Raw genomic sequence first — 21689 nt, 5'->3', positions numbered from 1 at the left:
TTGCAAGCATGCCAGAACGAAAGTGGAATGTAAAATGACTTTTATCAAGCGATGCTGTTTTTGTGTCGCATGGGTGCCGACGATCGGCATGTGGCCAGCCCCCGCAGCCTGGCGCGCGGGCCGATAATGGCCACCACCTATGCAAGCCCTGCGCCGCTCCCACCGCCCGGCCCGCCTGCTGCTGGCCCGCCTGCTGCTGGCCTGCTTTGCGCTGGCGCTGGGCGCGGCCATGCTCTCGCCGCTGGTGCGCGCCCAGGGCATGGAGCGCATCTGCAACGCCGCGGGCGAGCCGCGCTGGGTAGCAGCAGGCGGCAACGACGCCGCCGCGCAGGACGCGCAGCAGCACGGCCTGGAATGCGTGCTGTGCCTGCCCGCCATGCTGCCGCCACCGGCCATCGAGGCCCCGGGTGCCGCGCAGGCTTTGCCGCCGCATGTGCCGGCGACGCTCGCACGCGGCCATGTGCCGCCGCTGAGCCGTGCGGCGTTCCCGCCACGCGCTCCGCCCGCCCGGGCCTGAAATCCCCTCGCCGACGGCGCCCTGCCCTGCCCCTGCGGCGGCAGCCCGTTGCCTCTCCCGTTTTTTGATTTCAGGAATTTCTCATGCCAAGCAAACCCTTCACCCCCCGCCTGGCGCTGGCCGCCGCCCTGCTGCTCTCCGGTCTGGCCCATGCCCAGGTCAGCGTGCAAGACCCCTGGGTGCGCGCCACCGTGCCCCAGCAAAAGGCCACGGGCGCATTCATGCGGCTGACGGCCGCACAGGACATGCGCCTGGTCGGCGCCAGCAGCCCGGTGGCCGGCGTGACCGAGGTGCACGAGATGAAGCTCGTGGACAACGTCATGAAGATGCGCGCCATCCCCGCGCTCGATCTGCCCGCCGGCCAGGCCGTCGAGCTCAAGCCCGGCGGCTACCACATCATGCTGCTGGATCTGAAGCAGCCCGTGGCCCAGGGCGCCAGCGTGCCGCTGACCCTGGTCTTCGAGGGCAAGGACGGCCAGCGCCAGTCGCAGGAGCTGCAGCTGCCCGTGCGCGCCCTGAGCGCAACGCCCGCTCCCGCCGGCGGCCATGGCAAGCACGGTGGCCACTGAGCGGCCGTGAGCTCCGCCCGGGGAATCTCGGGCGTTTCATGACCTCAGCGCTTGTCCATCAAGCGCTGACAGCTATTGTTTACATAGCTATCCATGCGGGTCACGGGCGGCACGCGGTGGCGGCTTGACCCATAATCTGGCGCTTTGTGGCGCGCCAGCGCCGCCTGCCCTTCATGCACCCTCAAGCACCACATCTCTGGCGCGGCCCGCGCTGGGCCCTCGCCGTCCTGCTGGCATTGCTGGGCATGGTGGGGCCCTTCTCCATAGACACCTATCTGCCGGCCTTTCCGGCCATCAGCCAGGCGCTGGCGGCCACGCCCGTGGAGATGCAGCAGACGCTGTCGGCCTATCTGTTCGCGTTCGCCTTCATGACGCTGTTCCACGGCTCGCTGTCGGACAGCTTTGGGCGGCGCCCCGTGGTGCTGTGGGGGCTGGCGGTGTTCACGCTCGCATCCCTGGGCTGCGCGCTGGCGCAGAACATCGGGCAGCTCGTGGCCTTTCGCGCGCTGCAGGGGCTGTCGGCGGGCGCGGGCATCGTGGTCTCGCGCGCCGTGATCCGCGACCTGTTCCCGCCCACCCAGGCCCAGCGCGTGATGAGCCAGGTGACCATCTTCTTCGGGGTGGCGCCGGCCATTGCGCCCATGGTCGGGGGCTGGCTGTCGGTGCATCTGGGCTGGCACAGCGTGTTCTGGTTTCTGACCGGGGTCGGCGTGCTGCTGTGGCTGGCCAACTGGCGCCTGCTGCCCGAATCTCTGCCCGAGCAAAACCGCCAGAGCCTGCACCTGGGCGACCTGATGCGCGGCTACTGGGAGCTGGGCACGAGTCCGCGCTTTCTGCTGCTGGCGCTGGCCAGCGGCGTGCCCTTCAACGGCATGTTTCTGTACGTGCTGTCGGCGCCGGCCTTTCTCGGCGACCTGCTGGGCCTGTCGCCCACGCAGTTCTTCTGGTTCTTCATGACGACCATCGCCGGCATCATGGGCGGCGCGTGGGCCAGCGGGCGCCTGGCGGGCCGGATTGCGCCGAAGCGCCAGATCCGCCACGGCTTCGTGATCATGCTGGTCGTGGCGCTGCTGAACCTGGGCGCGAATCTGCTGTTCAAGGCCCACGCGGCCTGGGCCATGTGGCCCATAGGCATCTTCTCCTTCGGCTGGGCGCTGATGGTGCCCGTGGTCACGCTGCTGGTGCTGGACCTCTACCCGCAGCGCCGCGGCATGGCCTCGTCGCTGCAGGCCTTCGTCGGCTCCATGGCCAATGGCCTGGTCGCGGGCGTGGTGGCGCCGCTGGTCATGCACTCCACGGTACTGCTGGCGCTGGCCTCGCTGCTGATGATGTGCGTGGGGCTACTGTCCTGGATCTACCTGCACCACCGCTGGCCCGAGATCGGGCGCACGGCAACGGCGGCCTGATCTCGTCGGCAGGCCCGCAAGGAGCGCGGGCCGCGCATGGGCGGGTACAAAAAAGCCAGCCCCGTTGCCAAGGCTGGCTGCGGCCGGCGCCCTGCGGCGCCACGCCCTCGATCAGCGGCCGCCGCGCTGCGTCTGGCGCTTGCGCGCGTCGTGCGGCGCATAGGGCTTGCCGCCGCCCTGGGGCCTGGCAAAACCGCCGCGCCCCGAGTCGCCCCGGCGGCCAAAGTCGCCACGCGGTGCCGCGCCCTCGCCACGGCCAAAACGGGACGTTTCACCAAAGCGGGGGGCATCCTTGAAACGAGGGCCTTCGTTGAATCGGGACGTGTCACCAAAGCCGCTCTTGCGGCCATAGCCTTCTCCGTCACGGCGGCCGCCAAAGCCGCCGCGCTCGCCACGACCGCCGCGGTCACCGAAGCCACCGCGATCGCCGTGGCCGCGGCCTGCGCCACCGAAGCGCTGGCCACGCCCACCCTCGCGGCCGCGGCCGCCGAACTCGGGGCGGCCGCCCTGCGGGAAGCGCTGCGTGGGCTCCAGTCCGGCGATCACGTCGGCCTTGAACTGCTGGCGCGAGTAGCCCTCGATGTCGAAGATCTTGCGGCGGTCGCGGAACTCGGCAAAGGTCACGGCCAGGCCGTCGCGGCCGGCGCGGCCCGTGCGGCCGATGCGGTGCGTGTAGTCCTCGGCCTTCATGGGCAGGCCAAAGTTGAACACGTGAGTGATGCTGGGCACGTCGATGCCGCGCGCGGCCACGTCGGTGGCCACGAGGATCTGCACCTGGCCGTTACGCAACGCCATCAGGCGGCGGTTGCGCAGGCCCTGGCTCAGGGCGCCGTGCAGGGCCACGGCCGAGAAGCCGTCCTGCTGCAGGTCGTTGGCCAGGCCGTCGCATTCGACCTGGGTGCTGGCGAACACGATGGCCTGGTCGATGGAGGCGTCGCGCAGCCAGTGGTCGAGCAGCTTCCGCTTGTGCTCGGCGTTGTCGGCCCAGTAGAGCTTTTGCTCAATGTTGGCGTGCTTTTCCTGCGGCGTGTCGATCTGGATCTTCTTCACGCTGGCGCCGCCCTCGTGCATCACGCGCATGGCCAGCTGCTGGATGCGCGGCGCGAAGGTGGCGCTGAACATCATGGTCTGCTTGCGCTGGGCCGTCAGCTGGTTGATCTCGGCCAGGTCGTCGGAGAAGCCCAGGTCGAGCATGCGGTCGGCCTCGTCCACGACGAGGAACTGCACTTGGTCGAGCTTGATCTGCATGGAGCGCTGCAGGTCCAACAGGCGCCCGGGCGTGGCCACGACGAGGTTGGCGTTCTGCAGCTTGGCGATCTGCAGTTGGTAGGGCATGCCGCCGACAACGTTGGCGATGCGCAGGCCCTTGCAGTGCTTGACGAGGTCGATGGCGTCATGCGCCACCTGCTGCGCGAGCTCGCGCGTCGGGCACAGCACCAGGGCGCCGGGCACGGCGGCCTTGAAGTTGCGCGGATGCATGGGGTTCTTGCGCTTGGGGCGCTTGGGCGGCGCCTCGCCGCGCGCAGCGGCCTCGGCGGCTGCGCGCTCGTACTCGGCGCGTGCTGCGGCCTCGGCCTCGGCCTGCTGGTGGATCAGCGTGTGCAGCACGGGCAGCAGAAAGGCCGCGGTCTTGCCGCTGCCGGTCTGGCTCGAGACCATGAGGTCGATGAAGCGGCCGGAATCGTCGCCCGTGCCCATGGCCAGGGGGATGGCCTTTTGCTGCACCTGCGTGGGCTCGGTGTAGCCCAGGTCGGCCACGGCGCGGACCAGCTCGGGGGCCAGGCCCAGGCGCACGAAACCTTCGGGCAGTGCGGTCTGCCCTGCGGCGTTGGCGGTGGAAATGGTGGACTCTGCAGGCGCGTCTTGGCCCTGCAGCAGAGTTTGCTCGGTCATGAATGGCTCACACGAAGACGGCCACGGGCGCTTTCCCGGGCAGGCCTCGTCAGATGGTTACAAAACATCAACCATCAAACGAAACCAAAGGGCCGTAGCGGAAGGCCCCGGTGGGCATTGGCTGCAGTGCGCCGCGTGCCTGGCACGCCGGCGTGCAGCGCCCGGTGTGTGAAGGCAGATGCACAAAAAAATTGCACCGCGCATGAGGCGGTGCAAGCGGCGGATTATGGCACGCCTGGGGTTTTCCCGCAAGGCGTGTTCAAGACTCAATAGCTGGCCAGCGGCTTGGCCTTGCCGGCCTCGAAGGTCATCACGACCACCGGCGCCTTGATGCGGTTGCCCTTGTCGTCATAGGCATACTCGCCCATCACGCCCTTGTAGGCATGCTGGTGGATGTAGGCGCCGACCTTGGCCGGGTCGATGGAGCCGCTCTTTTGCATGGCCTCGCCGATGTTCATGACCTGGTCGTAGTAGAACGGGCCGTAGACATCGGGGTTCTGGCCGAAGCGCTTCTTGAACCTGTCCTGGAAGGCCTTGGCACCCGCGTCGCTGTCCATGAGCATGCCGGCATAGGCGCAGTAGACGACGTTGTTCACGGCGTCGCCGCCGAGCTTGGTCATCTCGGGGCTGCACAGGGTGTCGCCACCGAGCAGCTTGGCGTTGATGCCCAGCTGCTTCATCTGGCGCGCCATGGGCGCGGCCTGGGGCGCGTAGCCGCCGTAGAAGATGGCCTCGGGCTGCTTGGCCTTGAGGTTCGTGAGGATGGCCATGAAGTCCGTGGCCTTGTCGGTCGTGAACTCGCGTCCCACCACGGTCAGGCCGAGCTTTTGCGCCTCCTTGGCGAACTCATCGGCCAGGCCCTGGCCGAAGGCCGTGCGGTCGTCGATCACGCCGACCTTCCTGGCCTTGAGCACATTGGCGGCATAGGCCGCCATGTTGGCGCCGGCCTGCACGTCGCTCGCGACGATGCGAAACAGGTTCTTGTAACCAGCCTGGGTGATCTTGGGGTTGGTGCCCACGGTGGAGACCATGGTGCCGCCGCCGTCATAGACGCGCGAGGCGGGAATGGTCACACCCGAGCAGTACGGCCCCATGACGTAGCGCACGCCCGAGTCCACGAACTTCTGCGCCACGGCCACGCCGGCCTTGGCATCGCATTGATCATCCTCGGACACCAGCTCGAACTTCAGCGTCTTGCCGCCCACGTTGATCTTGCGCGCGTTCAGCTCCTCGATGGCCAGGCGCACGCCGTTATCGTTGTCGCGCCCGGCGAAGGTGTTGGGACCGGACAGGGGGCCGCTGTGGCCGATCTTGACGATCTGCTCCTGCGCAAATGCGCCCGTGGCGCAGACCAGGGCGGCGGCGGCCACCAGCGAGGATGGGACGAACTTGTGTTGCATGGCGAGGATTCCGGTAGAGAGTGCGCAAGAGAACCCGCAGGCGCCCGCATGGTGAGACCGGCGCCGCAGGGGGACATGCCGACCGGGTACGGAAGGCAGCGGATTATCTACCTGTGCCCGCCGGTTTCACAATGCGAGCAAATGCTGGCGGTAATGCGCGAGCTCGTCGATGGACTCGTGCACGTCGGCCAGGGCCGTGTGGCGCTGCGCCTTCTTGAAGGAATCGTAGGCCGCGGGCTTCCAGCGTTTGGCCAGCTCCTTGAGCGTGCTCACGTCCACGTTGCGGTAGTGAAAGAAGGCTTCGAGCCTGGGCATGTACTTGACGAGAAAGCGCCGGTCCTGGCCGATGCTGTTGCCGCACATGGGCACCTTGCCCTTGGGCACGTAGCGCGAGAGGAAGTCGATGAGCTGCTGCTCGGCGTCGGCCTCGGTGATGGTGGAGGCGCGCACCTTGTCGATCAGGCCGCTCCTGCCATGCGTGCCCTTGTTCCAGGCATCCATGGCGCCCAGCACGGCGTCGCTCTGGTGGATGGCGAACACCGGGCCTTCGATGCGCGGCTCGAGGCTGGGGCCGGTGACGACGACGGCGATCTCCAGCAGGCGCTCCTTCTCGGGGTCGAGGCCGCTCATTTCACAGTCGAGCCAGACGAGGTTCTGATCGGACTTGGCGAGGGTGGATTCGGCAGTAGGGGTGGTTTCAGACATGGCGCGGATTGTCGCCGTAAACTTCCACGCCCATGCCGCACGAACCTGCCACCCTTTCCACGCCATCGTTTCTCACGCCATCGACATTGACGACGCTGGTGTTTGCCGCCCTGCTGCTCCTGGGGCTGGCGCTGCGCCTGTGGCTGGCCTCGCGCCAGATCCGCCATGTGGCGCGCCACCGCGACGCCGTGCCCGCGGCCTTTGCGAGCCGCGTCAAGCTGGCCGCGCACCAGAAGGCGGCCGACTACACGGTGGCCAAGGCGCGCCTGGGCCTGCTGGAGATGTCGCTGGCCACCGCCGTGACCCTGGGCTGGACGCTGCTGGGCGGCCTCGACCTGCTGAACCAGACGCTGCTGACCTGGCTGGGCGGCGGCATGGTGCAGCAGCTCGCGCTGCTGGCCTCGTTTGCGCTCGTGAGCGGCGCCATCGACATGCCGGTGCAGCTCTACCAGACCTTCCGCCTGGAGCAACGCTTTGGCTTCAACCAGATGACGCTCGGCCTGTGGCTGGCCGACCTGGTCAAGTCCACGCTCGTGGGCGCCGTCATCGGCCTGCCCATCGCGGCGCTGATCCTGTGGCTCATGGGCGCGGCCGGCCCGCTGTGGTGGCTCTGGGCCTGGGGCGTGTGGATGGGCTTCAACCTGCTGCTGATGGTGGTGTTTCCGCTGTTCATCGCGCCGCTGTTCAACAAGTTCCAGCCGCTCGCGGACGAATCCCTCAAGGCGCGCGTGACGGCCCTGATGCAGCGCTGCGGCTTCACGGCCAAGGGCCTGTTCGTGATGGACGGCAGCCGCCGCAGCGCCCATGCCAACGCCTATTTCACGGGCTTTGGCGCGGCCAAGCGCGTAGTGTTCTACGACACCCTGCTCAAGCAGCTCGCGCCCGGCGAGGTCGAGGCCGTGCTCGCGCACGAGCTCGGCCACTTCAAGCACAAGCACATCACGCGCCGCCTGGTCGGCATGTTTGCCATCAGCCTGATCGGCTTTGCGCTGCTCGGCTGGCTGACCACGCGCGGCTGGTTCTATACGGGCCTGGGCGTGCAGCCCAATCTGATGCTGCCGGGCCTGCCCGCCTCGGCGCCCAACGACGCGCTGGCGCTGCTGCTGTTCGTGCTCGTCATGCCCACGGTCACGCTGTTTCTCACGCCGCTCATGGCGCAGATCTCGCGCCGCCACGAGTTCGAGGCCGACGCCTACGCCGTGGCCCAGGCGAGCGGCGCCGACCTGACCTCGGCCCTGCTCAAGCTCTACCAGGACAACGCCTCCACGCTCACGCCCGACCCGGTGTACGCGCGCTTCTACTACTCCCACCCCCCCGCCACGGAGCGCCTGGCGCGCCTGCCCGCGGCCCTGCAGCCATGACGACGACGATGTTCCCAAAGAAAGACTGGTCCACGCAGACCAGGAAAGCGCTGACAGCTACGCAAATAGTAGCAAAACTGGCGGAGCTGCAAGGCTGGCAGCTCACCGGCGATGGCAGCGATGTGGCGATCGAGAAAACCTTCCGCTTCGCCGACTACCACGAGACCATGGCCTTCGTGAACGCCGTGGCCTTCATCGCCCACGCCCAGGACCACCACCCCGACCTGTCCGTGCACTACAACCGCTGCGTGGTGCGCTTTTCCACCCACGACGTGGGCGGCATCTCGGCCACCGACATCGACTGCGCCACGCGCGTCGATGCCCTGCTGGCCGCGCCATGAGCGGCAGCGGCGGCCTGCAGGGCCTGGTGGTGGGCAGCCACGGCCGCCACTGCGTGGTGGAGACGCCCGACGGCCAGCGCCGCATCTGCCACCCGCGGGGCAAGAAGAGCCAGGCCGTCGTGGGCGACCATGTGCTCTGGCAGCCCGCCGCGCCGGGCCAGGGGCGCGGCCAGGGCGACGAGGGCACGATAGAGCGCGTGCTCGAGCGGCGCAATCTGTTCTACCGCCAGGACGAGGTGCGCACCAAGTCGTTTGCAGCCAATCTAGACCAGGTGCTGATCCTGATCGCGGCCGAACCCGTGTTCTCCGAGAGCCAGCTCGCGCGCGCCCTGATCGCAGCCGAGGCGGCGCAGATCACACCGCTGATCGCGCTCAACAAGAGCGACCTCGTCGAGCCCTTCGCGCGCGCCTGGGAGCGCCTCTGGCCCTACCGCCACATGGGCGGCGAGCAGGCCAGCGGCCGCCACTACCGCGTGCTGCCGCTGTCGCTGACCCAGTCGGGCGAGGTGGACCGGGGCGTGCTGCTGCCGCTGCTCGCCGGCAAGACCACGCTGGTGCTGGGGCCCTCGGGCTCGGGCAAGAGCACGCTGGTCAACCTGCTGGTGCCGGGCGCCGCAGCGCAGACGGGCGAGATCTCGCAGGCCCTCAACTCGGGCAAGCACACCACCACCACCACCAGCCTCTACTGGATGGATGGAGCGCGCACGACGGCGCTCATCGACTCACCAGGGTTTCAGGAGTTCGGCCTGCGCCACCTCGCGCCCACCGAGCTGGCGCGCTGCATGCCCGACATTGCGGCGCATGCGGGCGCCTGCCGCTTCTACAACTGCACGCATCTGCACGAGCCCGGCTGCGGCGTGATGGCCCAGGTGCGCGAGGGTCAGGACGCCCTGGCCATCAGCCCGCAGCGCTACCGCATCTATGGCGAACTGTTTGCCGAGCTGAGCCAGAGCGCGTATTGATAGCCAAATCGGCCTCCAGCCCTTATGCAGAAAGCGCTGGCAGCTATTAAATAAATAGTTTCAGCCGAGCAGGCGCGCCAGCGTGAGCAGCGCCAGCAGCAGCATCCACACCACGACCGAGCGCCACACCAGGCCGACGACACTGCGCAGATGGCCGACCTCGGGCTCGCGCCCTGGCGTGGCGTCGCTGTCGCCCAGGTCGGCACCGGCCTCGAAGCCCGCCTGCACCTCGGCGCCCGCGTGGCTGCGCAGGGCCTCGCCGCCCAGGCGCACATTGATGGCGCCGGCCGTGGCGGCCAGCACCACGCCATCGTTGTCATTGGGGAAGCGCTGCGCGTGAAAGCGCCAGCCCTCGATGGCCTCCTCGAAGCTGCCCACCACGGCAAAGCTCAGGGCCGTCAGGCGCGCCGGCAGCCAGTCGATCACCGTCCACGCCTGCTCGGATGCGCGGCGCAGCGCTTCGCTGGGCGGATGTGCCGTCACCACGCGCGAGCGCGATCCCCAGTAGCGCGCGACGAACTCCGCCATGCGGTAGAGCACCGCACCCGTGGGCCCCAGGCCCAGCGCCGCGAAAACGGAATACCAGGCGAGCACGCCGAACACATGGCGATGCGCGGCGATCACCGAATACTCGAGCACATGGCGCACGATCTCGCTGCGCGGCAGTTCGCTGGCATCCACCTGCTTCCACTGCGCCAGCCGCGCGCGCGCCTCGGTCGCATCGCCCTCCTCGAGCGCATCGCGTATGGCCGTGAAGTGGTGACTGAACTGGCGAAAGCCCAGCGTGATGTAGAGCACGGCCACGCTCCACACCAGGGCCAGGGGCCATCCCACCCAGTGCAGCAACGCCCAGTGCACGGCCAGCACGATCAGCGGCGGCACAAGCACCGCAAGCCCCCAGGCCATCCAGCCATGGTGCCGCTGGCCGGCATCGAAACTGCGACACACCGACAGCGCCCACGCGCGCAAACCATCGTGGATGGGGTTGCTGCGGGCCAGCGGCCTGGCCTGCTCGATGAGCAAGGCGAACAGGATGGCAAAGAAACTCATGGCGGCAATGATAGCGGCGCGGCCCGGCGGGCCCTGGCAGCGCGCGTCACGCCAGCATGAAGCGATAGAAGTTGCGCAGCATGGCCGCCGTCGCGCCCCAGATATAGCGCTGGCGCTCGCCATCCTGGTAGGGCATGGCAAACCACTCGCGCCGCAGGCCCTGCCAGTGCAGCGCGTGGCGTTCGTGGTGCGCGGGGTTCATGAGGAAATCGAGCGGCACCTCGAACACGTCGGCCACCTCGTCGGGGTTGGGCCGAAGCACGAAGCCGGGCCGCACCAGCGCCACCACGGGCGTGACGATGAAGGAGGAGCCCGTGACATACATAGGCAGGCTGCCCAGCACCTCGATACGACTCGCATCCAGCCCCACTTCCTCGTGGGCCTCGCGCAAGGCAGTCGCAGCCGCATCCCGATCCTCGGGGTCGCTGCGGCCTCCGGGGAAGGCCACCTGGCCCTTGTGCGTGGACAGATGCGCGGTGCGCTCGGTCAGCAGCACCGTGGGCCGCTCGCGCTGCACGATGGGCACGAGCACGGCGGCCTGCGCGGGAGTGCGCTCGACAAACTTCTTCTCGCGCACGATCTCGGGCGTCCACGGCGGCGGGGCGGCAAAGCGCTGGCGCAGCGCCGCGGGCGTCTGCGCAGCGGCGGGCACGGCGGGCAGGTCGGAGTCCACACCGACGAGCGGCACGGCACGCGGGTCGAAGTCGGGCAGCGAGGACAGCGAGGCCATCACCGACGCTGCGTCAGAACCGGAAGGACGAAAGGAGCTCACGAATTGCCGCCACCCAAGAAAAAACCGCTACAGGCCATGCACTGTAGCGGTTTCGCGGGAATGCGGACGACGGCGTATTACGCGGCGTCGGCCACCTTGACGCGGGACGGCAGCTTTTCCTTGATGCGAGCCGACTTGCCGCTGCGCTCACGCAGGTAGTACAGCTTGGCACGGCGCACGTCACCGCGGCGCTTGACCTCGATGCCGGCGATCAGCGGGCTGTAGGTCTGGAAGGTACGCTCCACACCCTCGCCGCTGGAGATCTTGCGCACGGTGAAGCCGCTGTTGAGGCCACGGTTGCGCTTGGCGATCACCACACCCTCGTAGGCCTGCACGCGCTTGCGGTTGCCTTCGACCACGTTCACGCTCACGACGACGGTGTCGCCAGGCGCGAATGCGGGGATGTTCTTGTTCAGGCGAGCAATTTCTTCCTGCTCGAGAATTTGAATCAGATTCATGTTCAGATTTCCAACGATCATGTCCGCACCAGGATTGGCTGTGGCGCCCCTATTGGCGCCTTGTGGCTACCCCATCACGGATAGGAGTAGCGGCCGGCCAGAGGATCGAGAACCCGTGAGTATAGCATCTCGGATGGAACCTGGGCCCGGGCGCCGCGCCTGCCTCAGGCCCCATCCTGCGCCGCCGGGCGCGGCACCTTGATTTCCACCTTGAAACGCTGCTTGAGCAGTTCGTAGTAGGCCTGCATCTCCGCCATGCCCCAGGCCTGCAGGTACTGCTGGCGCTCCATGCGTGCCGTGGCCTCATCGACCGCCTCACGCGCCACGACGCGGTTGACCTTGACCACGGCATAGCCCTGTCCGGACAGATCGACGCCCACCCAGGAGGGCAGCTTGTCGACCGGCGCGTGCAGGGCGCCGTCCACAACGGCACGCGGCTGGTTCTGCAGCTGGTCGCGCGACACCGTCACGGCGCCGGACAACCCGCTGGCCGCTGCCGGATCGGCCTTCCACGCCTCCAGACGGGCCTCGCCCTCCTTGCGCGCCAGTTCGGCGGACTTGTCGGCCACGAACAGTGCGCGGACCTTCTCGCGCGCCTGGTCCAGCGGCACGGTCAGCGCGGGCTGGTAGGCAGTCACGCGCCCGGCCGCCAGCATGCTGCTGCCGATCTCCACGGCCTCGGTATTGCGCTTGTTCTGCAGGGAGTCGGGCTGGAACAGCGCCTCCAGGAAGCGCGGATTGGCCAGCGGGCCCTGCGCGCCCGCGGCAGGCGTGCGCGTCACGCCGGTGGCGGTGTGGATCTTGAGCTTGAGCTTCTCGGCCACCGGCTGCAGGCTGTCGGCCTGCTCGTAGACGGCATTGGCAAAGGTCTCGGCCACCTCGGCAAACTTGCGCTGGGCCTGCTGCTGCTTGAGCTCGGCCTCGAGCGACGGCCGCAGTTCCTCGAATGTCGGCTGGCGCGGCGTCTTGATGTCCGTGAGCATGATGATGTGGTAGCCGAAGTCGGTTTCCACCACATCGCTGATGTCGCCCTTCTTCATGGCGAACACCGTATCTTCAAAGGGCTTGACCATGGCACCGCGCGCGAAGAACCCAAGGTCACCGCCGGCGGCCGCGGAGCCCGGATCCTGCGAATCCTTCTTTGCCAGCTCGGCAAACCGGCCCGGCGCCTTGCGCAGCTCGGCCAGCAGTTCCTCCGCCCTGGCCTTGGCCTTTTCGCGCTCGGCGGCAGGAGCGTCCTTGGCGGCGCTGATCAGTATGTGGCTGGCGCGGCGCTCCTCGTTGCCGGCCAGACGACTGAGGTTTTCCTTGTAGTAGGTGCGCAGGTCATCCTCGCTCACCGAAATGCCCGCCTTCACGGCATCGAGATCGAGCACCACGTATTCGACGCTCGCCTGCTCGGGCTGCTGGAACTTGGCCGGATGCGCCTGGTAGTAGGCCTGCAGATCGGCATCCGACACCTGGACCCTGGAGGCGAAGTCCGACGCATTGAAGCGCGCGACCTGAATCTCCCGACGCTGGAAGATGGCGTCGAGCGCCTGCTTGGATTCGGTGGGGCCGGCAAATGCCGACGCCATCACACTGCCCATGACCTGGCTGACGGAAATATCGTGGCGTATGCGCGCCTCCAGTCCTTCGGGAGTCAGGCCCTGGGCACCCGCCAGCGCGCGATAGGCCTCGGTATCGAGCGTGCCATCGGGGCGCTTGAGGGCGGCAATCTGCGGAATGCTCTGCAGCTCGCGCGCCAGTCGCGCATCACTGGTCAGCAGGTGCATCTTCTGCGCCGCAGCCTGCAACACGCTGTCACGCACCAGGCGCTCCAGCGTCGCATAGCGCGCCTGCGGCGAATCCAGCAGCTTGGCATCGATGTCCGGAGACTGGGCGCGGATGCGATCACTCTCCATGCGATGGGCATTGTCCCAATCCGCCTGCGTGATGTCCTTGCCATCGACCCGCGCCACCACCGGGCTGCCGCCGCCGAAGTAGTTGCGGTCAATGCCCACCAGGATGAACGAAGGGATGATCAGCAAGAACAGCAAGCCCATCACCCACTTGGTGTGCTTGCGTATGGATTCCAACATGGTCGATCTTTCAACTGCAGCAAAAGAAAAGGCGAACTCTCGTTCGCCTTTGCGTGGCGTGGGGGTCGCAACGGACTTGGACCATGGATCATGCCAAGCACACCAACCACGACGATTAGCGGGCGCATTCTATCGTAGGCGCGAGCCGTCCCTTCACACGGCGTCAGGACGACACAACCTGACATGCGCCACGCAACCGCTGACGGTCCGCGCTCACCGCACCGCGCATCCTCAAACCATGGCATGCGTGCCATCAATGGCTGGGCCAAACCTCCGATGCAACCTGAGCTCAAGCTTCGCATCATGTTGCCTCAGCGATAAGACTGCGATTTCGTACGGCGCAACGGCGAACACATCGCTCGTTCAACACCGCAAAAGTGTCGGTTTTTTTTACACCAGTCAGCTTTGCAAACCAACGCAACTGCGTAAGTTATTGTTTACTAACACTAGCTCCCACTAGGTACGCATTTTGCTTGCCGTATTGTCAGGTTTGTCGCGTACGAATCTATAACCAACAACCTTTTTTGAGGGAATCACACATGATCAAGAAATTCGCTGCTGTTGCTGGTGCTTCGCTGCTGGCACTGACAGCCCAGGCCGGCGTCGTCACCCAAAGCTTCACCGTGCCGTCGCACATCACGGAGCTCGTACCGGCTGTCGATTTCGGCACCTTCAACAAGTTCGACAGCACGCTCGGCACGCTGACCGGCGCGACACTGACGCTCAACGGCGAGGCGATATTCGCGTTCGATGCGACCAATACGGCGCTCCAATCGCAGCGCGCCAACCTGACCTCCGCAACCGATCTTTTCTTCTCATCGGATCTGGCTGGTCTCAATGCGTTGCTGAATCCCATCACCATTGGAATGTCCTACTCCACGGGTGCTCTTTCGTATGCAGCCGGTGAAACCAAATCCTTCGGTCCGGCCAACGACTCCGACAGCTTCGCACTCGATCTCTCGTCCATCCTCGGTGACCTGACCGGTACCGGCACCTACATGGTCATGTGCGAAACCATTTCCTCCTTCACCGTTGGCGGTGGTGGTGGCAATATCAGCACCAATCAACAGACCCAGGCTGGCTGCGGCGCGACACTGACGTACACCTACAACGAGGTAACGCCGCCCAACGACGTACCTGAACCGGCCAGCCTCGCCTTGGTGGGTGCCGCCCTGGTGGGCTTGGGCGCTACACGCCGCCGCCGCAACGCAGCCTGAAGCTGCCACGCCCCCAGCGCCCCAAGCCCCGGCTCGCCGGGGCTTTTTTACGTCTGCATCGGGCATAAAAAAACCCGCAGTGATGCGGGTTCAGCGATATTGCAGCGCAGCTTGCGCCGCCTCACTCCCACTCAATTGCATTTTGACGAATTTAATCATTACAAATCAATAGCCTACACACAGACAGCCAACCGATGCCATGAAAAATACCATGATAAACAAGTCAGCTTCGCGCCCCACTCCACGGCCAATTAGAACTCGTACTTCTCTTTGCGCTGGATGAAGGCGTCGCGCCCGCCTTCCAGAATGCTGGCCACCTGATCCCGAATCACGGGAACGTCAATCGAGCCTTGCGCTTCCAGTCCGAGACGCCCTTGGTTTTCAGCGGCCGTGAACACGCCAATCCACTCGGCATCACCGAACACCGGAATGTTCGCGTTGTGTGTGGCGAACAAGAACTGCCGACTGGTCTTTGCCTCCCTCAACTCAGCGACGATCCGATCTGCGATGAAGGCATTGTCAAGGTTGTCCTCCGGCTGATCCATGAGAAGGGGATCAACGTTCTCAAGCAGCAGCATGTGCAGGATTGCAGTGCACTGCTGCCCCGTAGAGAGCTTGTTGAGCGGCCGGAATACCGTATCGGCTTGGCCGTGCGCGACATTCAAGAAAATGTCCACGCGATGCTCCAGCTCCAAGGCCTCCAACTCCATGAGCTGAGACGACTGGAGCTTGGTGAGTGCGTCGGCCACCATCTGCGTGACGCCCCAATCGAGTTGCACGTCGGCAGACCCTTTCTGAATCGACTGGGCCATCGACAGCGGGCTGATCGTCTCAGCATCCTCAATGAACGCAAGCCGCTTTTCACCAACACCGTCCAGCCTGCAACCCAGCAGGAAGGTCATCAAGGGCGTGCGGTCAGCCTCCGGCACGATCTCCACCTTGAGCTTGCCCTCAAGTCGTCTGTTCAGCTTCTTCGCGGCCTTCTGCAACGCCTGTATGCGTTGCGCACGCAAATCAGACAGCTCGGCCAACAGGTTGCGCCGTTCCTGACGCAAGGTGTCGCGCTGGGACTCGTGCGTAGTCGCCCGCGACTTCATGGGCTTGATGCGCTCGATCTCCCCCATCAACTTCTGATAGGCAACACCGACCTCCTGCCCGCTCTTTCCAGCAGTGGCGGGTAACGTGCGCAGCGCCTTCTCCAACTCGACATCGTGCGCCTGAATCGCCTGCTGCCATGCGTCATGCTGGGTGGAGAACTGTCCTGCCTTGTCATCAAGCAAGGCCTGCATCGCGGTCAGATGGCCTGTGAACCCCTGCTTGAGTCCATCCAGCGTCGTACGCATAGCGAGCAACTGGGCGGCGTCAGGCAAACCTTCAAGCGCCTCATCGTTGATGAAGTCAAGGTTAGGCAAGCTGTCACGCAGGTCTGTCAGCGCATCGCGAAAGCTCTGTACGCCCTCGGCCGCGGTCTTGGCAATCTCTCGCTCGCGCGCGAGCAATGAGGTCTTGGCCAGCTTCTCCTTGATCCCCAGCTCATCAAAACCGCGAAGCTGCTCTTCCAGCTTGGGCAAGCGCTCAACTTGTGCATTCAGCTCGTCGAGATCGGTCAGGGACTTGGTGAGCGTCTGCTGGTTCTCCTTCAAGCGCCTATGCACGTCGGCGCTCTTGGACTCGTACTCTCCGTCTTGAGGAAGGAAGCGATCCAGCAACTGCACCCGACTGGTTTCATCTTGGGCCAGCTCGTAAATCTCGTTCTGCCCATAAATGTCGATGCCTGGCAGCAAGTCGCGCGGGAGCAGGGTCGAGACGTTGCCATCCATGTCACGCACCATAGGCGGCTCGCCATGACGGCGCGAAATGGTGTACTGCTTGCCGTTCTGGGCAGAGGACACCACTGTCAGCTCAACCCGACCGGCCGAGCGACCAAGGTTCTCCTTGATGATCTCTTGGTGGAGCTTCTGCGCCTGCTTGCCTTTGGGTGGCAAGTCCAAGGCGAAGCGCAGGCATTCAAGCAAGGTTGACTTACCCGTTCCACGGCCGCCAATCACCGTGTTGAGATGGTCTGAAAAATCCACCCGGACGCCATCAAGGTAGCCACCGGCCACCGTCATGCGTACCACCTTACCAATTGGGCTTTGGGCCTGCTGCGAGTTGAGCCGGACACGCGATCCCGGATCGAGGAAGGCCACCTTGAACGCAGCGAAAGTGGGCCGTGTCATCTTGATGAAGCACGTTGCGCTCGGCTGATCCAAGTCATCAGGCTTGGCAACATCCTTGGCATTGATCGCTGCCACAGGGCGCTCACGCCGGTAGCCGTCGTCCTTATTCAAGAACACCTTGCGATAGAAGTCGCCCTCGATGCTCGTGAGGTCGTCTATCGACCCCGGAATTTGGGCCGCGCGCAGCTTTGGATGTTTCCATACGTGATTCAGGCGGTTTTTCAGCAGCCCGCTTTCCTGCGTGCAATGTGCAGCGTAGATGAACCCACCCAGTAAATCGACTTCTTCGATCAGTTCTTCCGAACTCAGCCGAGAAGGCCGAATGCCATCCGCTGGGTCATGCAGCTTGAGGTTGCCAAGGTAGCGATCAAGCTGCTGCACCGTGGTGTCCTCCGGGAAGAGACAGACGTAATGCGTCTTGTCGTTCGAGGCGATCTCGAAACCCGGAAACACCACGATCCCGTGCGGCTGGAGCACCTGACGTAAGGCATCGACGCTGGCCACGCTGCCGTGGTCGGCCAAACCAACAACCTTGATACCCAGATCAAGGCATTTTTGAAGCAGGGCTTGGTTGTAGCCGCCCTCATCCAGCCCGTGGTCGGCTCCCCTGTAGGTGCCGTTGTAGCCGACAGGATTCACCTGTAGAGCGCAGCGCCAAAATCTCGCGTAGGTGTATTGATCGCTCATATTCCTCCCTGATTTCAACAGTTGCGATGCACGGCGACGCGCAAAAGGACTATCGGCTGCACCTGCTATTGGTTTTCCGTCATCGAACTCATTTACTGGCGAAGTGCGATTTCAGCTTCAATGATCTCAGCAGCAGCAGCCCTGACCTTGGCGACGATATTGGCACGCTTCTTAGAGTCATGCTCTTGATGGGCCCGCTTCACTAGCTCAGCAAGCGCCTTATGCTCGGCCAAAGTGGCGTCATACTCAGGCAGGCTCACATGCTTGAATATGTCGCCCATATTGGTTGCCACGTTGTGCGCCTCGATCATCTCCTTGACGATCTCTGAGTGCAGCAATCCGCACAAGTAAAAAGCTGGCTCCGGTTGGTCGAAGTCGGCAAAGTAGAGCTTGTGGTCAGGAACATAAACACGCGGCCCGTAGCCTGGTACCGAGCCTGACGCCACTACGGCCGCCGAGAAGTCGCCCGTCATCTCAGCCCAAATGACCTTGTACGGCGCGAAGGTGTAATCGCCCACGTTGTAGATAGCGAAGAAAGGAGCGGCCTTCATACGGGTCTTGAAGGTGGAACGGGACTCCAGGAAAGACTTATACGCCTTGAAAAACTTGAAGGTCTTCGGATTCGTGTGGCTGCTATAGCACGCCGCTGCAGTGTCCAATGAGGCCCGGTCGATGCCCTTATTGGGCACGAACGCATATAGCGTGTTCTCCGGCAGGAAGTAGCAGGGATGCAGGTCGCCTGCACCCTTTGCAAGGGGAAACAAGCTCTCGGCTTCAACCCAGAACTCGCGCGGCTGACCCAAGTCAGTCTTGCCCTCATGCGGCCGGGTGCGCACCTTGACCGTCTGCGTCGCTGGGTTCGAGTCGATGACGTCCACGAAATAAACCCCGTTGAGGTCGGTCGTGATGCCCTTGCGACCGTTGACCCAAGTCGAAGCTCCAAACATCGGTTGACATGCTGCGAAGTGCCCCGGCTTCATGATGGCCCAGGGTGCGCCCTCCATCGTCTGAGAGACGGGATTGGCCTCCATCTGGATCACATCCACAAGGGCGGTCACCTCGGCACGATTCAAGCGTGGGTCGATGGCCTTCAAGCGTGCAACCTGACCGCCGCGCCCTTTCTTCGGATTGCCAGCATCGTCCGTCTTAGGTTTGCCAAGCCAGACCCGGTAGTCCAGCGGATAACGGGTCGTCCCCCGCACCTTCTTCGTGAACATGGCGACAGCCGTCTTGTTGGCCGCGTCCGGGAACGGCTTTAGCTCTTTCATGTCATCAATGGAGATTGGCACCAAACGGTCGGTCGCATTGATGCGGAAACGCCGGAAGCCTTGCGACGAAGGGGACTGGAAAACCGTCTGCGTGATGACGAACACCAACCGCCCATCCTCTACCAGCCACTTGTCCGCTGTCGTGTAGGTGATGATGGCGGAGATGTCTAGCTCATTGCCCCCGTGGAACTTGGTGTCCGAGAAGATGGCGTACTTCTCGCAGGTCGGCTTGGCTCGGTTCCGATACGCTTCAGGGAGATTCGACCATCGCACCCAAGGCGGATTGCCAACGATGGCGTCAAACTGCCCGGCCGTGGCTGACCAGAAGAAGTTGCGCACGATCCTGAACCAGATTCCATTCCAGTTCTGCCGGTGCAGGGCGAGTACCTGGTCGTAGGTCGTCTTGAGGTTGTCATGCCATTCGTCGGCCTGCGCCTTGCTCAGAATTCGAGCTTTCACTAGCGCCTTCGCGACAGGAGGGTACTCAGTGTCGTTTTCGACCTCTTCACCCATGAGTTGAAATACCTTGTCCAGCAGCACACGATCACGTGCCAGATCGGCAGGGAGAACGACTTGTAGATTCGCCTGCTGGCTGCCGATGCTGTATTCAATAACCTTTTGGTCGCCGTCTGGATGCGGGGCCGGGGAGTACACCGCATCTGCCAGGAGCACGGGAATCTCAACGTCCTTGCCTTTGCACTGCTGCAAAAGGTCTGCGATAGCGATCAGGAAGTTGACACGAGAGGATTGCACAGCAAGTGGGTTGAGGTCGAAGCCCCAGACCGTCGTGGTCAGCATGTCCACCGTCTGCTCAGCAGTCCATCCTGCCGTCAGCGCTGCTCGGCGCTTCTGCTCAATAGCCTCCAGCAAGAACGAGCCAGACCCGCATGTCGGGTCAAGTAGCCGAGCGGCAAGCCACTTGTCTCGCTTGTAGCCGAGCTTGGCCACAGAGTGCTCGACCAACCAGTCAGGCGTGTAGAACTCGCCAAGGCTCTTGCGCAATTCCTCCGGCACCAAGTCCTGATAGAAGTCACGCAGAACATCGCGCGAGCGGCCGGTTTTCTTGATGGTATCGAAGCGATAGACCGAAAGCTGGGCCAGCAAGGTGCGAATCGCCAAGCACATCGACGTGCGGATCGCCTTCTTGGTTGTGGCATCCAGATACCAACTAAAGATGGCTTCTTCGACGAAGCCATGCAAGCCGACTGCGTTGAAGAACCCGCCGTTCTCGACATCCGAGCGTAGGGCCTCAACCAGAGCGTCGTCCGATCCGAGAGCCAGTAGCTCATGGATCAGGGAAGTGCTTGACGCCATGCCATGTGCAGCCACGATCTCGGCCGCGATCAGCTTCATCAGCAGAGAATGAAAGGTGTGGGTAACGAAAAGCTTGGCGGGCAAGTCAATGGCGGCCGGGCCTGAGAAGTCAAATCCCAACGACCCATTGATCTTCTTGCGCTGTTGAATGCTGAGGTCAGCAGCCTGCCCATACAAGGTTGCCCATTCCTCGAAGAGCATCTTGATTTTGCGGTTGCCGGGCTGCCCAAGAGCGTCAGCAAGAGCATTGGACAGTTCCTGCATGAACTCGCGGCCTGTCTCGGATAGATGCCCAAAGTCCTCGGCTAGGTTCTCTGATGTGATGGCTCGCCGGAAATTTGCTCTCAGCGCATCGACCACCATCTGGAAGGCAATGGTCGAGAACGGCATCAGTGGCTGGTGAACGATCTTGCCATCTTGGACTTGCGCAAAGCCCACATGATCGCCGTCGATGGCAATACCGATGTAGGCCTTCTCATCCAGCCCTTGCTCAGCAGCCAAGCGGGGGATGTATTTCAAGAGACGACCATCGGTCGCCTCGATGAACTTCGGACTTGTCTCACTTCCCTTGAAGAGGCCGGGGCCTTTGAATTCGATGACGACGTTGTTGTAGCTGGAGTCGCGCTTGGCTCTCTCCGCGTCCAAGTCGATCTGCAAGGCCTCTTCAAGCCCCTTCATCCATGCGTGGCGTACTTCTTCCTCGTTGACCCACTGCTTGCGGCGGCGATTGATGAGGTCGTAGCCCTTCTTGGTATTGGTGTCCATTGTTGTCCTTCTGTTTTCAGTTCTGCCGCTTCGGCTCGGGCCGCCCAATAGGAGCTACCTTGTAAATTGTGGTTCGCGAGACACCGTACAGCTCGGCGATTCGACCGATGGGGAGCTTCTGCGCGTCCACCATCTCGTTGATCTCTTTGATCTGGGCCTCGGTGAGCTTTGGCTTCCTCCCGCCGGCGCGGCCTCTGGCTCGGGCTGCGGCAAGGCCAGCGCGGGTGCGCTCCCGGATCAGGTTGCGCTCGAACTCGGCGAGCGCTGCAAAGACGTGGAAAACCAGCTTGCCTGCCGCGCTGCTCGTCTCGATCTTCTCCGTCAGGCTCTCGAAGCTGACGCCCTTCTGTTCCAGCTCTCCAACGATGCGCACGAGGTCAGGCAGGCTGCGGCCAAGGCGATCCAGCCGCCACACGACAAGGGTGTCTCCCTCGCGCAGCGCCTTGAGGCACGCTGCTAGTTCCTTGCGCTCAGCATCCTTGCCGCTCGCTGTGTCAGAGTAGAGGCAGTCGTCGCCGATGCCAGCCTTGTGCAGCGCATCGAACTGCAAATCAAGGTTCTGGTCATCTGTCGAGACTCGGGCGTACCCGATGCGCTGCCCCATTGGCCGATACCCACCTTCCAGACACAAAAAATGTCCAGCAAAGGAGTGTTTGCTGGACGTTGATAAGTTGACGCCAATTTTAACAGCCGGACGGCACTTT

17 protein-coding genes are annotated in these 21689 nt (G+C 64.1%); 7 read left to right on the top strand and 10 right to left on the bottom strand.

Features of this window, described 5'->3' with window-relative positions:
• Positions 1 to 139: 139 nt before the first annotated feature.
• From ABUE11_RS05755 to ABUE11_RS05745, 3 genes are all read left to right on the top strand, one after another.
• Positions 140 to 517, top strand: a complete 378-nt coding sequence (locus ABUE11_RS05755; protein WP_367068099.1) for a DUF2946 family protein — start codon at positions 140 to 142, stop codon at positions 515 to 517.
• A gap of 83 nt (positions 518 to 600) precedes the next feature.
• Positions 601 to 1086, top strand: a complete 486-nt coding sequence (locus ABUE11_RS05750; protein WP_367068098.1) for a copper chaperone PCu(A)C — start codon at positions 601 to 603, stop codon at positions 1084 to 1086.
• A 173-nt stretch (positions 1087 to 1259) separates the two neighbouring features.
• A complete protein-coding gene (locus tag ABUE11_RS05745; RefSeq protein WP_367068097.1) occupies positions 1260 to 2492 on the top strand; it encodes a multidrug effflux MFS transporter in 1233 nt (410 codons plus the stop codon).
• Positions 2493 to 2603: 111 nt separating this feature from the next.
• Here the strand turns inward: ABUE11_RS05745 and ABUE11_RS05740 are convergent, their stop codons facing one another.
• From ABUE11_RS05740 to orn, 3 genes are all read right to left on the bottom strand, one after another.
• On the bottom strand, positions 2604 to 4385 hold the full coding sequence (locus tag ABUE11_RS05740) for a DEAD/DEAH box helicase (RefSeq protein ID WP_367068096.1): 1782 nt from the start codon (positions 4383 to 4385) through the stop codon (positions 2604 to 2606).
• A 266-nt stretch (positions 4386 to 4651) separates the two neighbouring features.
• On the bottom strand, positions 4652 to 5785 hold the full coding sequence (locus tag ABUE11_RS05735; RefSeq protein WP_367068095.1) for a branched-chain amino acid ABC transporter substrate-binding protein: 1134 nt from the start codon (positions 5783 to 5785) through the stop codon (positions 4652 to 4654).
• 126 nt (positions 5786 to 5911) lie between these two features.
• Entirely contained in the window at positions 5912 to 6490 is a 579-nt protein-coding gene (gene orn, locus ABUE11_RS05730; protein ID WP_367068093.1) for an oligoribonuclease, read from the bottom strand.
• A gap of 32 nt (positions 6491 to 6522) precedes the next feature.
• Here orn and ABUE11_RS05725 point away from each other — a divergent pair, with 32 nt between their 5' ends.
• From ABUE11_RS05725 to rsgA, 3 genes are read left to right on the top strand one after another with little or no spacing between them, the layout of a single operon-like run.
• Positions 6523 to 7851: a M48 family metallopeptidase gene (locus ABUE11_RS05725; RefSeq protein WP_367068091.1), complete on the top strand. Its 1329-nt coding sequence runs from the start codon at positions 6523 to 6525 to the stop codon at positions 7849 to 7851.
• A complete protein-coding gene (locus ABUE11_RS05720; protein ID WP_367068090.1) occupies positions 7848 to 8192 on the top strand; it encodes a 4a-hydroxytetrahydrobiopterin dehydratase in 345 nt (114 codons plus the stop codon). Before ABUE11_RS05725 ends, ABUE11_RS05720 begins: the two co-directional genes overlap by 4 nt.
• The gene (gene rsgA, locus ABUE11_RS05715) at positions 8189 to 9154 is read left to right on the top strand and encodes a ribosome small subunit-dependent GTPase A (RefSeq protein ID WP_367068088.1); all 966 of its coding nucleotides are present in this window, start codon (positions 8189 to 8191) and stop codon (positions 9152 to 9154) included. The genes ABUE11_RS05720 and rsgA overlap by 4 nt, the downstream gene beginning before the upstream one ends.
• Positions 9155 to 9214: 60 nt before the next feature.
• On the opposite strand, the gene ABUE11_RS05710 is transcribed toward rsgA, so the two are convergent.
• The 4 genes from ABUE11_RS05710 to ABUE11_RS05695 all read right to left on the bottom strand — a co-directional run bounded on the left by ABUE11_RS05710 (position 9215) and on the right by ABUE11_RS05695 (position 13515).
• The gene (locus tag ABUE11_RS05710; RefSeq protein ID WP_367068087.1) at positions 9215 to 10204 is read right to left on the bottom strand and encodes a CobD/CbiB family protein; all 990 of its coding nucleotides are present in this window, start codon (positions 10202 to 10204) and stop codon (positions 9215 to 9217) included.
• A 46-nt stretch (positions 10205 to 10250) separates the two neighbouring features.
• Positions 10251 to 10934 carry a CoA pyrophosphatase gene (locus ABUE11_RS05705; protein WP_367068085.1) on the bottom strand — a complete coding sequence of 228 codons (684 nt, stop codon included), beginning with the start codon at positions 10932 to 10934 and terminating at the stop codon, positions 10251 to 10253.
• 119 nt (positions 10935 to 11053) lie between these two features.
• Positions 11054 to 11434: a 50S ribosomal protein L19 gene (rplS, locus tag ABUE11_RS05700; protein ID WP_367068084.1), complete on the bottom strand. Its 381-nt coding sequence runs from the start codon at positions 11432 to 11434 to the stop codon at positions 11054 to 11056.
• Between the two features lie 164 nt (positions 11435 to 11598).
• Complete coding sequence (locus ABUE11_RS05695) at positions 11599 to 13515, bottom strand: SurA N-terminal domain-containing protein (protein WP_367068083.1); 1917 nt, start codon at positions 13513 to 13515, stop codon at positions 11599 to 11601.
• Between the two features lie 539 nt (positions 13516 to 14054).
• Here ABUE11_RS05695 and ABUE11_RS05690 point away from each other — a divergent pair.
• Positions 14055 to 14732, top strand: coding sequence for a choice-of-anchor E domain-containing protein (locus ABUE11_RS05690; RefSeq protein WP_367068082.1), 678 nt, complete (start codon positions 14055 to 14057; stop codon positions 14730 to 14732).
• Positions 14733 to 14983: 251 nt separating this feature from the next.
• Here ABUE11_RS05690 and ABUE11_RS05685 read toward each other — a convergent pair whose 3' ends face one another.
• The 3 genes from ABUE11_RS05685 to ABUE11_RS05675 form a co-directional block, all read right to left on the bottom strand.
• Complete coding sequence (locus ABUE11_RS05685) at positions 14984 to 17638, bottom strand: TrlF family AAA-like ATPase (RefSeq protein WP_367068081.1); 2655 nt, start codon at positions 17636 to 17638, stop codon at positions 14984 to 14986.
• Between the two features lie 92 nt (positions 17639 to 17730).
• Positions 17731 to 20985: an N-6 DNA methylase gene (locus ABUE11_RS05680; protein WP_367068080.1), complete on the bottom strand. Its 3255-nt coding sequence runs from the start codon at positions 20983 to 20985 to the stop codon at positions 17731 to 17733.
• Positions 20986 to 21001: 16 nt separating this feature from the next.
• Complete coding sequence (locus tag ABUE11_RS05675) at positions 21002 to 21589, bottom strand: recombinase family protein (RefSeq protein ID WP_367068079.1); 588 nt, start codon at positions 21587 to 21589, stop codon at positions 21002 to 21004.
• Between the last annotated feature and the right edge of the window lie 100 nt (positions 21590 to 21689).

The organism is Oryzisolibacter sp. LB2S (assembly GCF_040732315.1).
GTDB classification, from domain to species: domain Bacteria; phylum Pseudomonadota; class Gammaproteobacteria; order Burkholderiales; family Burkholderiaceae_C; genus Alicycliphilus; species Alicycliphilus soli.
This window is presented reverse-complemented; position numbering and strand designations above follow the sequence as displayed.

Coding starts and splice junctions, on each gene's coding strand:
- ABUE11_RS05755 (WP_367068099.1), top strand. CDS start 140: ATGCAAGCCCTGCGCCGCTCCCACCGCCCGGCCCGCCTGCTGCTGGCC.
- ABUE11_RS05750 (WP_367068098.1), top strand. CDS start 601: ATGCCAAGCAAACCCTTCACCCCCCGCCTGGCGCTGGCCGCCGCCCTG.
- ABUE11_RS05745 (WP_367068097.1), top strand. CDS start 1,260: ATGCACCCTCAAGCACCACATCTCTGGCGCGGCCCGCGCTGGGCCCTC.
- ABUE11_RS05740 (WP_367068096.1), bottom strand. CDS start 4,385: ATGACCGAGCAAACTCTGCTGCAGGGCCAAGACGCGCCTGCAGAGTCC.
- ABUE11_RS05735 (WP_367068095.1), bottom strand. CDS start 5,785: ATGCAACACAAGTTCGTCCCATCCTCGCTGGTGGCCGCCGCCGCCCTG.
- orn (WP_367068093.1), bottom strand. CDS start 6,490: ATGTCTGAAACCACCCCTACTGCCGAATCCACCCTCGCCAAGTCCGAT.
- ABUE11_RS05725 (WP_367068091.1), top strand. CDS start 6,523: ATGCCGCACGAACCTGCCACCCTTTCCACGCCATCGTTTCTCACGCCA.
- ABUE11_RS05720 (WP_367068090.1), top strand. CDS start 7,848: ATGACGACGACGATGTTCCCAAAGAAAGACTGGTCCACGCAGACCAGG.
- rsgA (WP_367068088.1), top strand. CDS start 8,189: ATGAGCGGCAGCGGCGGCCTGCAGGGCCTGGTGGTGGGCAGCCACGGC.
- ABUE11_RS05710 (WP_367068087.1), bottom strand. CDS start 10,204: ATGAGTTTCTTTGCCATCCTGTTCGCCTTGCTCATCGAGCAGGCCAGG.
- ABUE11_RS05705 (WP_367068085.1), bottom strand. CDS start 10,934: ATGGCCTCGCTGTCCTCGCTGCCCGACTTCGACCCGCGTGCCGTGCCG.
- rplS (WP_367068084.1), bottom strand. CDS start 11,434: ATGAATCTGATTCAAATTCTCGAGCAGGAAGAAATTGCTCGCCTGAAC.
- ABUE11_RS05695 (WP_367068083.1), bottom strand. CDS start 13,515: ATGTTGGAATCCATACGCAAGCACACCAAGTGGGTGATGGGCTTGCTG.
- ABUE11_RS05690 (WP_367068082.1), top strand. CDS start 14,055: ATGATCAAGAAATTCGCTGCTGTTGCTGGTGCTTCGCTGCTGGCACTG.
- ABUE11_RS05685 (WP_367068081.1), bottom strand. CDS start 17,638: ATGAGCGATCAATACACCTACGCGAGATTTTGGCGCTGCGCTCTACAG.
- ABUE11_RS05680 (WP_367068080.1), bottom strand. CDS start 20,985: ATGGACACCAATACCAAGAAGGGCTACGACCTCATCAATCGCCGCCGC.
- ABUE11_RS05675 (WP_367068079.1), bottom strand. CDS start 21,589: ATGGGGCAGCGCATCGGGTACGCCCGAGTCTCGACAGATGACCAGAAC.